This is a genomic window from Kriegella aquimaris (genome assembly GCF_900103215.1).
Classification (GTDB): Bacteria; Bacteroidota; Bacteroidia; order Flavobacteriales; family Flavobacteriaceae; genus Kriegella; species Kriegella aquimaris.
Genome location: NZ_FNGV01000003.1, coordinates 16,723 through 29,222, shown reverse-complemented (window position 1 = coordinate 29,222; position 12,500 = coordinate 16,723). Strand labels below are relative to the sequence as shown.

General features: G+C 40.5%; 10 protein-coding genes. 8 read left to right on the top strand and 2 right to left on the bottom strand.

Annotation, left to right across the window (positions count from 1 at the left end; translation table 11 throughout):
- The first annotated feature begins 87 nt into the window (after window positions 1–87).
- From BLS33_RS08045 to BLS33_RS08010, 8 genes are all read left to right on the top strand, one after another.
- On the top strand, window positions 88–1,053 hold the full coding sequence (locus BLS33_RS08045; RefSeq protein WP_089887236.1) for a D-2-hydroxyacid dehydrogenase: 966 nt from the start codon (window positions 88–90) through the stop codon (window positions 1,051–1,053).
- Between the two features lie 42 nt (window positions 1,054–1,095).
- The gene (locus BLS33_RS08040) at window positions 1,096–1,908 is read left to right on the top strand and encodes an HpcH/HpaI aldolase family protein (RefSeq protein WP_089887234.1); all 813 of its coding nucleotides are present in this window, start codon (window positions 1,096–1,098) and stop codon (window positions 1,906–1,908) included.
- Window positions 1,909–1,951: 43 nt separating this feature from the next.
- Window positions 1,952–4,408 (top strand): alpha-glucuronidase family glycosyl hydrolase, encoded by a 2,457-nt coding sequence (locus BLS33_RS08035; protein ID WP_089887232.1) that lies wholly within the window; start codon window positions 1,952–1,954, stop codon window positions 4,406–4,408.
- 3 nt (window positions 4,409–4,411) lie between these two features.
- Window positions 4,412–5,377 carry a metallophosphoesterase family protein gene (locus tag BLS33_RS08030; RefSeq protein ID WP_089887230.1) on the top strand — a complete coding sequence of 322 codons (966 nt, stop codon included), beginning with the start codon at window positions 4,412–4,414 and terminating at the stop codon, window positions 5,375–5,377.
- Window positions 5,378–5,407: 30 nt separating this feature from the next.
- Window positions 5,408–6,484 carry a metallophosphoesterase family protein gene (locus BLS33_RS08025; RefSeq protein WP_089887228.1) on the top strand — a complete coding sequence of 359 codons (1,077 nt, stop codon included), beginning with the start codon at window positions 5,408–5,410 and terminating at the stop codon, window positions 6,482–6,484.
- A gap of 500 nt (window positions 6,485–6,984) precedes the next feature.
- Window positions 6,985–8,061, top strand: a complete 1,077-nt coding sequence (locus tag BLS33_RS08020; protein WP_089887226.1) for a nickel-binding protein — start codon at window positions 6,985–6,987, stop codon at window positions 8,059–8,061.
- A gap of 195 nt (window positions 8,062–8,256) precedes the next feature.
- Window positions 8,257–9,090, top strand: coding sequence for an alpha/beta fold hydrolase (locus BLS33_RS08015; RefSeq protein ID WP_089887223.1), 834 nt, complete (start codon window positions 8,257–8,259; stop codon window positions 9,088–9,090).
- A gap of 63 nt (window positions 9,091–9,153) precedes the next feature.
- Window positions 9,154–10,095: an alpha/beta fold hydrolase gene (locus tag BLS33_RS08010; RefSeq protein ID WP_089887220.1), complete on the top strand. Its 942-nt coding sequence runs from the start codon at window positions 9,154–9,156 to the stop codon at window positions 10,093–10,095.
- Between the two features lie 70 nt (window positions 10,096–10,165).
- On the opposite strand, the gene BLS33_RS08005 is transcribed toward BLS33_RS08010, so the two are convergent.
- Complete coding sequence (locus BLS33_RS08005) at window positions 10,166–11,212, bottom strand: sialidase family protein (protein ID WP_089887218.1); 1,047 nt, start codon at window positions 11,210–11,212, stop codon at window positions 10,166–10,168.
- Between the two features lie 16 nt (window positions 11,213–11,228).
- Window positions 11,229–12,500, bottom strand: a complete 1,272-nt coding sequence (locus tag BLS33_RS08000; protein WP_089887216.1) for an AGE family epimerase/isomerase — start codon at window positions 12,498–12,500, stop codon at window positions 11,229–11,231.

Below are 12,500 nucleotides of genomic sequence, written 5' to 3'. Positions count from 1 at the left end.
GTCTTAAACCCTATATTTGTAAAGAGCCCTTTTAATGAAACAGTTTTGATAGCATATTCGAAACGCTAGTGAAAAAATTAAATAAAAATGAAAATAGTAGTTCTTGACGGATTTACCCTCAACCCGGGAGATTTGAGTTGGGGAAAATTGGAAAGTTTAGGAGATTTTACAGTTTATGATAGAACTGAATATACCAATGAAAAAATTATTGAGGCCATAGCCGATGCCGAAATTATATTTACGAACAAGACACCTTTACCCAAAGAAGTGCTTAGAGAGACTCCATCGGTAAAATATATAGGAGTATTGGCCACTGGTTTTAACGTCGTCGATGTACAGGCGGCCCAAGATTTGGGTATCGTCGTCACCAACGTTCCAACTTACGGTACGACCGCCGTTGCCCAAATGACCATGGCGCTACTGCTTGAAATGTGCCATCATGTCGGCGAACACAATCGTGCCGTAAAACGAGGTGAATGGGCGACAAGCAAGGATTTTTGTTTTTGGAACTTTCCGTTAATCGAGTTAGCGGGCAAAACTTTGGGAATTATAGGCTTTGGAAGCATCGGTCAAGCTACGGCTAAACTGGCCGAAGCTTTCGGGATGACCATTTTAGCTTCGGGTAGTCGCAGCAAACCAGAACTAGAAACTTCCACAATGCGATACACAGAATTAGACGAGCTGCTCGCAGTATCCGATGTGATAAGTCTTCACTGCCCATTGACAGAGGAGACCAAAGGTATTATCAATACCCAAAACATCTCTAAAATGAAAGATGGGGTGATGGTCATAAATACTTCTAGGGGACAACTTGTAGTCGAGAAAGATTTGAAAGCTGCATTGGATACGGGAAAAGTAGCTTACGCGGCCATCGATGTCGCATCAAGAGAACCTATTGATAAGAATAATGTGTTATTAAATGCTGATAATTGCATAATTACGCCCCATATCGCGTGGGCACCTAAAGAATCAAGGGCCAGATTGATGGGCACCGCCATTGAGAATCTTGAAGCTTTTTTGAACAATGCCCCAATAAATGTAGTGAATGCTTAGCTGTGGCAATGTGCGTCCCTAACCTTTTCGAAAATCAGATAAATGGCAGATACGATACTTCAGAAATTAAGGAAAAATGAAAATATATATGGTACCTGTATATTGTCTACTTCACCCATTTGGTCAAAAGCGGTAAAGGGGGCAGGGCTAGATTTTGTCTTTATCGATACGGAACACATTCCTATGGATAGAACGGAACTGACCTTTCTTTGTCAAGTTTATGCGGCGATGGGCATTTCGCCGATAGTTCGAATACCTAGTCCAAATCCTTATTTGGCCTGTATGGCCAAAGATGCTGGCGCCGTTGGGGTACTCGGGCCTTACATCGAGGAAGAAGAACAAGTAAAGGACTTGGTTGGAGCTACTAAATACCGACCATTAAAGGGAGCACGATTACAGAATATACTGAGTGGTACTGAAGAATTGGAACCTGAACTTAGTGCTTACCTCAATACATATAATGAAGGTAGCTTGTGTTTGATAAACATAGAAAGCACCGTTGCCATTGCTAATCTTGATGTCTTAATGAATGTCCCTGGTTTAGATGGTGTCATTATTGGGCCGCATGACCTTTCAATCAATATGGGACTACCAGAGCAATACGAGCATCCCGACTTTGAGAGAGCGGTAAAAGAAATTATTCGCAAGGCAAGAAGTAAAGGCTTAGCTGCTGGAATACATTTTCCATCCAATCCTGACCGACAGGTGAAATGGATGCAGGAAGGCGCGAATATTGTATTGCACAGTTCCGATATGTTCCTTTTTGCCCAGAAATTGAAAGAGGATATGAATACGATAAAGAGCAGCGTCGGAGATTATAGAAAACCGGCCGATCACTCTGATTTGACCATTTAAACAACCATTACAAGATGTTTGACGAAAATATTTTTTTTCATTTATGAGTGAGAGAACCAACCTTTTTAGTCTGATACTGTTCTGCATTTTGGTGGGAGGTATGATGCCAAATACCATGAATTCTCAGACAATGGATATGAGCACATCAAAGATTGTCTGTTTTGAGAAAAAGAACCCCCTTGTTTTGAAATCGATATCGGTGCTTCATGAGGAAGTTGTTAAAAGAACGCATATTCAACTTCGGGTACAAAGGAAGTGGCCAACGGAGTCTCAACCCACGATAGTCATTGGTTTAAAAGGACAATTGGATAAATTCCCCCAAGAATATCAGGAAGTTTTAGAAACATTGCCCGCAACACAGGTGGAGGGATATAAAATTGCTGTATTACCGAAGTCAAAAACGGTTTTGGTTGTTGGAAATGATCCAAGGGGAGTACTTTATGGCATCGGAAACTTGTTGCGTAAAATGGAAATGGGTGCTGGTGAGATTTTAGTACCAGTGGATATTCAGATTTCCTCGTCACCCAAATACCCGATTAGAGGGCACCAATTGGGGTATCGGCCCAAGACCAATTCTTACGATGCATGGTCCGCTAGTCAATTCGACAGCTATATTCGAGACCTTGCCATTTTTGGGGCCAATAGTATAGAGATTATGCCTCCCCGAACCGATGATGATTTCACTAGTGTTCATATGCAGGTTCCAGTGATTGAAATGATTGAAGAGCAGTCCAAAATTTGTGACAGCTATGGTATGGATGTTTGGATGTGGTATCCCAATTTGGGGAAAGATTATGAGAATTCTGATTCCGTAAAGCTTGAAATTGAAGAGCGTCACAAGATTTTTAAGGCATTACCCCGTTTAGATGCCCTTTTCGTTCCAGGTGGTGATCCTGGGGATTTAGAACCGGATGTCTTATTTAATTGGCTTGCGCAGGAGGCTGAAGTTCTCAATAAATACCATCCAAATGCGAAAATCTGGGTTTCCCCACAGGCTTTTAGGCCGACCAAGGCATGGTTCGATGCTTTTTATGGCCATGTCAATAAAGAATATTCTTGGTTTGGGGGTATTGTTTTCGGCCCCTGGATCAAAACTCCTATTCAAGAAATTAGAAAGCGAATTAATACCGGAATCCCAATTAGAAGATATCCTGATATAACACATAGTTTAAGCAGCCAATATCCAATTCCGAAATGGGATCTGGCCTATGCTATAACTTTGGGACGCGAGTGTATAAATCCGCGCCCGACCGATGAAAAGATGATACATAATGCCATTGACGATTATGCCCAAGGAAGTATAAGCTATTCGGAAGGTACCAACGACGATGTCAACAAAATGATATGGACCGCCCAAGATTGGGACCCCAATTCGCCAGTAATTGATGCGCTTCGAGATTATGCCCGCTTTTTTGTAGGCAACGAATATACCGAAGGGGTAGCCCAAGGGTTAATTGCTTTAGAGAAAAATTTGGAAGGGCCCTTGCTCACTAATGAAAGTGTGGTTCGTACATTACAACAGTGGCAAGAGTTGGAAAAGAAAGCTACCCCCGAAGTTTTGTTGAATTTTCGTTTTCAGATGGGATTGATTAGGGCTTATTTCGATGCGTATCAATATCGTAGATTGATCTATGAAACCGAATTGGAGCAGATGGCCCGTCAGCAGCTGATATTGGCATCAAAAGAAGGTTCGAAAATTGCCATTAAAAAAGCAAGGGAAACATTATCCAATGCCTGGGAAGTACCGGTCATGGTGCAATGGAAAGAACGCTGTCTCGAACTGGCCGATGCCTTGTTCAATAGTATTGGGGCTCAATTAACAATTGAGAAGCATTTTGCGGCGGCAGGGCGCGGTAATTTTATAGATAATATTGACGTGCCGTTAAATGATGCCATGTGGCTCCTGGATCAACTGGGCAGCATTGAAAAAAGAGAAAATGAAGAGGTTCGCCTTGAAGAAATTGATAAAATGCTGGAGCGGAACAACCCAGGACCTGGTGGATTTTATGACAATTTTGGTTCCCTTAGGAGTTGGGAACGGGTAGTTTCCCATGTTTCGCGGGAACTAGACCCGGGAGACTTAGTATCGCCCCGTACTGGTTTTGGTGTCGGTCTGAAAGGGGAGGAGTGGGTTCATGAAGTAACGGCGAAGGGTTTTGAGGGGCAATCTACCCCACTTGCGTGGATGAATCAAGTGACAACACTTTATGACCAACCACTCGAAATCGTTTATAATAATTTAGATCCAAAAAGTTCTTACAAGATTCGTGTGGCATATACCGGGCGTTTCCGTTCGCGAATTAAAATGACCGCCGATGATATTCTAGTACATGATTTTATAAAGACAGGAGTTCAGCCTATTTATGAATTCAAAATTCCAGAAGATGCCATTAAAGATGGTGATCTTAAATTAGAATGGACTTGTGGGGAAGGGGAACGAGGGTCTCAGGTATCGGAGATTTGGATTATAAGGGACGATATCACACAAAAAGAACAATAGATTATGAAAAAAACTAAAGACAAAAGTTTGGATCGGAGAAAGTTCTTGCTTCGCTCGGGGTTAGCTGTAGCCTCGGTTCCCTTTTTGCCGATTTCTTGTCAGCAAACCGCAAAAAAATCCGAAGAAGAATCAAACGAAAATGCTTTTGAGTTTGCTTTTTTAACCGACATTCATATCAAACCAGAGATGAATGCCCCAAAAGGTTTTCAAATGGCCATAAATAAAGTGAATGAGCTGAACCCCGATTTTGTAATCACTGGAGGCGACCTTGTTTATGATGTTATGCGGGGTAATTATGAAAAGAGTGAATCGTTGTTTAACTTGTACAAAGATATGTGCAAGGGGTTTGAAATGCCGGTTTATAATTGTATCGGAAACCATGATCTGTTCGGTATTTACGAAGAAAGTCCAGAAGATGAAAACCACCCCGATTACAAATATGGCATGTGGGAAAGACATTTCGGGGATACCTACTATTCGTTTGACCATAAGGGATGGCATTTTATCACTTTGAATTCGTTGGATGTAACGGAGAACAAGCGTTACAAAGGTGCTTTTCATAAAGAGCAATTACAGTGGTTGGCGGAAGATCTTAACACGGTCGATAAGTCAACACCCATAGTAATAACTACCCATATTCCCATGATGTGCACCTATGCCCAGTTAAATGGGAGTGAAGGAAGCCGCACGGTAAGCAACGGCTTTGAAGTTTTTAAGATGTTGGAAGGTTACAATTTAAAATTGGTATTGCAGGGGCATATCCATTGGAAAGAATATGGATTTGTAAATGACAGGTTCCAATTTCTTACCGGAGGTTCTATTGCAGGAAATGGCTGGAAAGGCCGAAGACACAATACCAAAGAAGGCTTTATGAAAATCAGGGTAGCAGGTGATGACTTTTCGTGGGAATATATCGACCATGGATGGGAAAATGAACGCCTAAAATTGGGCAATAAAGAAACAGTATAAATCAGTATTTAATCAATTAATTATATCCAAATGAAATTTAAATTAGTTGTTGCATTTGTCGTTTTAACGGCCTTGAATTCGTGCGAATCAACAAAAATCACCCAAGACCAATCAGTCAGTGCTGTTGAAAGTACAACGATAAGTAGTATTACCAATAAAGCGCCCTATGACCCGAGGCCTGGTATGGAAAAACTTAAAGAGCAATATGAAGTAAAGAAAAGTGACGGCACGGTAAAATTAAAAAAGCCAATGCATTTCTTGGTATTTGGCGATTCAAAAGGTAGTATACATATGCATGACGTGCTAAAGAGGGCCGATATGCTGAATCCACAATTCTCTATTACTACGGCTGATTTTGTTAATAAGGGAGCTGGTGGAATTGGACAAGAACTTTATAAAAAATTGGATGAAGAATCGGGTTGGTTTTTCAGAAAATATCCCACCTGGCCGACTTTGGGCAATCATGAGGTTTCAGGGCCGAAAGATCAACCCTCTGAAGACAATTACGTTTCGGGAGTACATAATTTCGGTGATTTCTTTGGTCTAAAAGATCCTTTGTACAGCTTTACTTATGGGAATGCCAAGTTTATTGCAATGGATTGGATCAAGGCTACCGAAAGCAAGGAGCGAATGGATTGGTTGGAAAATGAGTTAAAAGATGCTAAGGGAAAATTGATATTTGTTTTCAAACACCGACCTTACTATACCGTCGGAAACAAGAGCTATTCCGATGTAGAGGGAAAGAGCACCCCGGTTACCGAATTGTTTAGTAAATATAATGTTACTGCTGTGTTTTCTGGCCATGATCACTTATATTATAGAACCATTCGTGATGGCGTTAATTATATTGTATCTGCTGGGGCAGGAGCGAATATTTATCAGCTGAAAAGAGCGGGCGATGCTATCCCCGGAGATGCGTATTATGGTCGAACGGTAGAAAATGATGAAGAATTCTTATTTCATTCTTCAAAAGGGGAAGAAGTACGATTTAATGAAGCGATGTACTTTGTTGTTTCCGTAAAGGTTAAGGGAGAAAAAGTTACTTTCGAAATGATCGATACCGAAGGAAAAAGTTGGGATACTTTTACCTTTGATGCCTCTAGATAAGTAAGCTGAAAATGGCAACATCAGGGTTTAATGCATATGCCTTTCGGAAATGGTTTTAGGAATACTGTTAATCCCCCTGAAAAGACTTCAATAAATTCAAACGCTTTACAAAAGTTGACTTTTGTAAAGCGTTTTTTAGCGTCTGATATCCATACTACTAGTTTCGTAAAAGATGTATTAATGAAACTACCAAAAGGAATACTTAAATGAATTCAGCAGGGGCGACAATTGGAACTGGAAAGCAATATGTTTTCTTTGCAATTTGACCAATCAATAAAACGGGCCGTTTTAAAGTACTCTTCTTTGGTTCAATTTATATCAAATCAAAGATGTCTTTTCGGTAAGATTATTTAGGAGATTTCTAGTACTCTACGTTTTTACCCAGCGTATCAAAATCTCATTTTTTTTCAATAAAAATACTTTGACAAAAGTCGTATATTAGTGGTTACCGGTTTACTATTATTTAAATCTAAAATGAATCTTTCTTAAATTAATAGCGTATGCCATTGTTTATGGACTTTCACAAAATCGATTCGGAAGCTTTTACAGAAGAAGATATGTATCGAGCACATTTGAAGGATGTCGCAGTTCAAAATAAACATGGCTTGATATACAAGAGGTACTATCTGAATCTTCATCATAAGACCGCCTTTTGTTTAATGGAAAGTCCTAATAAAGAGGCATGTGTCGAGAGTCATAAAGAGGCTCATGGCATTGGGGCATGCAACGTCATCGAGGTATCGCATCAGAATGAATTTATTCCATATATGGGGGAGGGTGATCAAAACGAACAGGATTTGGCTTTGACCTTATCAGGAGAAATAGATAGCGGCTTTCGGACAATTATGTTGGTAGATTTCATGGAATTAACGGAAATCAAAGCATTGATGGCCACGAAGATTTCAGATTCCATTAAGAAGTATCGGGGAAATGTTGTCAAGGTTCCTAGCGAAAAGTTCATGGCTTCTTTTGTTGATGCTTCTGATGCAGTAGTTTGTTCCACGGAGATAGCCAAATACTTCGAGACTTTAGAGGGTAAAATGATATATAGTATTGCTTTGGCCACTGGGCGACCAGTTGACGAGCATAGCACAGATTTGTTCGAAGAAACCAACACGAAAGTAGCGGTCATGGCCAGACTTGGTTTCCCACTGGGAATGTGTATGGATTTGGAAACAAAACTCGCTGCTTTCAGAAGTAAAGATATTTCCAAATTAGATACAACTGGAATTACTGTTATTGACCAAAGCTCATACATCGAAATCCAAAAATTAGATAAAATACTCCTAAGAAACCTTAATAATTCCGCTTTTAACAGTGATGCACTTAACAGACAACTAGGTCTTAGCAAGTCCCAAGCCTATAGAAAAATTTCCTCTTTATTTGGAGTGCCGCCTACTAAATTACTATCTGAATTACGTTTGGTACATGCGACTAGAGTCCTAAAAACTGGTGATAAGACGGTTTCAGAAGTTGCGTATGATTCGGGTTTTAATAGTCCCACCTATTTTACAAGGGTATTTCGAAACAGATTTGATATACTTCCCACTTTGATTGCCAAGTCTAAATTTGACTAACTCCAAAATTTACTTTTAAAATCGCTAGTTGTCTAATTTGTTTCAGCTTTTGGAACAAAACTTACATCTTGAGTTTCTATATCCTTTTATTTTTATAATATGGAAAATTTGGAACATTCCCTTCAATTTCGTTATTGTCATTTGAAGGTTTTCAGGAGTTAGTGCCAATGCAGTCACAACATCAAAAATAAAAATATGAGACAATTTGCAATTTCAATCTTGGTTTTCATCGCCTGCTTTACCACATATGGGCAAGTAAAAGTGAATCCTAACGGCAAGTTCTTTGACTATAACGACACCAAAATTTATTATGAGGATACCGGTACCGGGGAACCCCTGCTGTTGCTGCACAATTTTTTCAATACGGCAGACTGCTGGGAACCCTATATCGAAACGTTTTCCAAACAGTTTAGGACCATTGCCGTAGATATGATGGGACATGGACGTTCTGATATTTATAATAAAGATGATTCAGCTTTTAGACACGGGGAGTATGCAAAGATGATTTTTGCATTGTTGGACTCATTAAAATTAGATAAAGTAAACGCAATTGGAGCGAGTAGTGGGGGCTCCACAGTACTTTATCTTAACGTAATGCAACCCGATAGGTTTACATCGTTGATTACTGTCGGGGGTCACCTCTACTATAGTAAACAAAATAGGGAAGCGATTGCGAAATTAGGAAAGGACCAGTTTAGGGAGTGGGCGATAAACTGGGGTCAAAATCCTGAAAAACAGGAATATTTGGTAAAGACGTTCTGGGAAATGCGAAAACTTTCCGAAGGAGAACCTTCTTTTACTCCGGATAAGTTAAATACCATAACGGCCAAGTGGTTGGTTGTCTTGGGAGATAATGATTTTGTCATTCCGATACAACATGCTTTGGAAATGCACCGAGGCATTCCCAACAGTCGGCTTTGGATCGTTCCTAACGGCGGACATTTGCCGCATTTAGAGCCCGATTTTCAGCCTGAGTTTTTAAGGGTGTCACTTGAATTTTTAACAGGAAAGTGGGATAAGAGAGATTAATTGCACTGGAGCTATCTAAGCAATCTTAAAACCAATTAATAGTAGTAAATAAAAACCAGCGAAATGAAAAATAGTATATTTTTTACCTCCTTAATTTTCCTGCTTGTCACTAATTTTAGTTGTAAGAACAAGCAAAATACCGAAGCTGTAAACACGCTCAAAAAATCTGAAAGAGAATTAAAAACTTTGGAGCTTGATGGATACAAAATCAGCTACATCGATATCGGTAAAGGAGAACCTGTAGTCTTCGTTCATGGCGCGATAAGCGACTATAGAGTGTGGGAGAACCAAATGGATGCGTTCTCGGAAAAGTATCGGGTAATTGCCTTGAGCCGTAGATATGCTTATCCGAATGACCAAACTACAAGCGATTCAAATGATTATTCAGTAAAAGCACATGCGAAGGACCTCCAAAACATTTTACAAAAATTGAATTTGGGGCCGGTCCATCTTGTAGGGCATTCGTACGGGGGGTCTACTTCTTTGGTTGCAACGCTAGAAAATCCTGATTTGGTAAAAAGCCTGATTCTTCTCGAACCCCCAGTAAGTTCCATGTTAGAAAACTTACCGGAAGCGGCCGGATTGGACGAAGAATTTGCGAATAAGGTTGTCATTCCCGCAGCAAAGGCATTTGGAGAAAACAATGAGGAAGCGGCAGTAGCATTATTTATTGGCGGGGTGATGGGAGACAGCCTATATTTTGACAAATCACCTCAAAATGAAAGAGCAATGTGGCTAGCAAATACGACCGAAATCAAGGCGATTGCGTCAGGCGCCGATCTCTTTGAGTCTCTAATGTGCCAAGATTTTGAGGGATTGAAGATTTCAACCCTACTGATAAAAGGGGAGCACTCGCCCAAAAGTTTGAGACTTACCAGTGATGAACTTCATAAATGCATTCAAAATAGCGAACTTAAAGAGCTTCCAAATGCCTCTCATGGTTTACAACATCAAAATCCAGAAGGGTTTAATAAAATAGTTCTTGAATTTATAAAAAGCCATTGAAGCTATGCATAAATAATAAACGACTGGTTACAAGCCGAGACATGGTCGAATTCAACTGTGCTTATTATTATCAAGGTTTTTTTGTGCTTTCGAAAATAGCCGGTAAATAGGCCATTTTTGCGAGATAAATAGCTGTCTTTTCTTCGTGTGATGAATAATAAGACATTAATAAGGTGCCATCTTGCATCACGAATCCTGGATAGCTACAATCTCCAGCGCTGGGTAGCGTAAGCAGTTTTGTTGTTTTGCCGTTTAATTCTACTCTTGAGATTATGGTTTGCTCTTTTGAAGGTAAATATTCCCGCGTCGCACAAAGCATGGTATCATTGTCGAGTATAATCAAGTCAGGACCCCCGAGGCGTGTTTCCAAGGCATTCCATTCCCATTTTTTATAAGGAGGGGCACTTACTCCGATGGCTCCGTTATTACGGCCACCGCGTCGAACAACAGCTATCATTTCACCATTTTTATTGAACCTAAGTGTAGTTTCATTTCCTTCAATGACATCGAAAGTGGTGATGAATTTATAGTTGATGCCATCATTACTGACCATCAATTGTACCGATTTTTCTTTTTTGGGTTGGTAAACTCCCGCATATACTTTGCCCTTGTGCCAGGTGGCTTTCCAGAGCCAGTCCGTTCCCGTTTTTATAACGGGGTCCAAAATAATGTTTTGGGCCTTGGAGAATGATTTTCCTTCGTTATTGCTAAAACTGACCTTTGGTGACATTGATGTTAATTTACCACCGGTATAAACAGATCCCCCAATATTAAGCATGATTCTATTGTCTGGGGTTACCGATAATTGGGGATCCCTATAATCAATTCCTTGTTCAAAAAGGTGAGCCACTGAATGCCAATTTTGACCATCTTCAGAGGCGATTACTCGAATACTTCCATTAATGTCGGATACATGCCCATCACTTTCCCTGAAAGCGGAGTATAAGGTGCCGTTGAAATCGATCAAAGAGGTAAACGCGTTATGTGCCGCCCTGTCCCAAATACGTTCTACAGATAAAATGGCATCATGCTCCGGTGTATTTTGCGCACTAACGATTAGCGGTAGCAGAAGAAAGACAAAAATTTGGAAATGTTTTTTTAAATACGTTAAGGCCATATTGGTAATTTTTAGTTTAAGCTAACAGTTTGTTCATACGCTCGATCGATTGTACCAAGGCGCGAAGCGTATGGTAATTTATCTTCCAGTTGTGGCTCATATGACCCCAGATAGGTACGCCTTTTCGTGTCAATAGCGGAATCCATTCCCCTACTTTATGGTCTATCATCTTGTCGAATACGAACCGGTGCACATTTTCATAAACGGGAAGATATTTGGCTGGTCCGTACTCGATACACGCCTGTAACAAGGCGATGAGCATTTCGGCCTGTTGCCAAAATTCCTTTTCACGATCGGTGACACCACCTGCATGTGAACCTTCGACATAGACACCTCCGAATTCCCAATCGATACCATCTGCCAAAGCATGATCGAACTGGGTTTGAATGATTTTCTTATATTTTTCAAAGGGAATGTCGGCGATTTCAATTGCATGCATAAGCAGCCAGGCAAACTCCACATTGTGGCCATAGCTCGTATTATCTTCCGGTGAAGATTTGATGCCATCTTCCGAAAAACGGTCCCAACCCCAAATGATGTCGAATTTGATTTGTGGCGCTACCTTCCAATCTGCAGTAAACTGTGGGACCCCTGTCAAGTATTTCGGGTGGATTATTTTTTTTGTCAAAACTTCAATAATCTCCAACAGCTTCCTCTTGTGCACTTCTTTGCCGCTACATTCATAGAGGGTAGTGAAAGCTTCCATTAAGTGCATGTGTACATCGAGTGTTTTTCTGTCACCCCCGGCAGCTCCCGGACCTTTGAGTGTCCAATCCCTTTGAAACATTTCAAAATACCCACCATACATGGTATCGGCCCCGTATTTTTGAAGCAGGTCAAAACACTTTTCCGCGTAATAAAGTCCGCGCGGATCGCCCGATGCCAAGGTGTATTCGCAGAAACCATAGATGATAAAGCTGTGACCGTAAATAATTTTTTCATCAATAAGCACATTGCCTTTTCTATCGGTCATCCAAAAAAAGCCTTCATGCTCTTCATCCCACATTTTTTCGATTACAAAATCGACCCCGTGTTTGGCATATGCTAAACATTTTCCATCTCCATAACCTGCTCGGTGAGCAGAAGCAAAACTATAAATACAACGTGCCTGACCAAGCATCGATTTTTCATCGACGCCCGTATCGTTTCCATCTTTATCAAAGTGAGTGATAAATCCGCCGTTGACATCATCTTTGCAGCGATCAAACCAAAAGGGAAGTAATTCTTCGGTTAGATGTTGCTGTACTTCATTTTTCAACTTTAAAATTTTGTCTTTGTAATCGGTCAT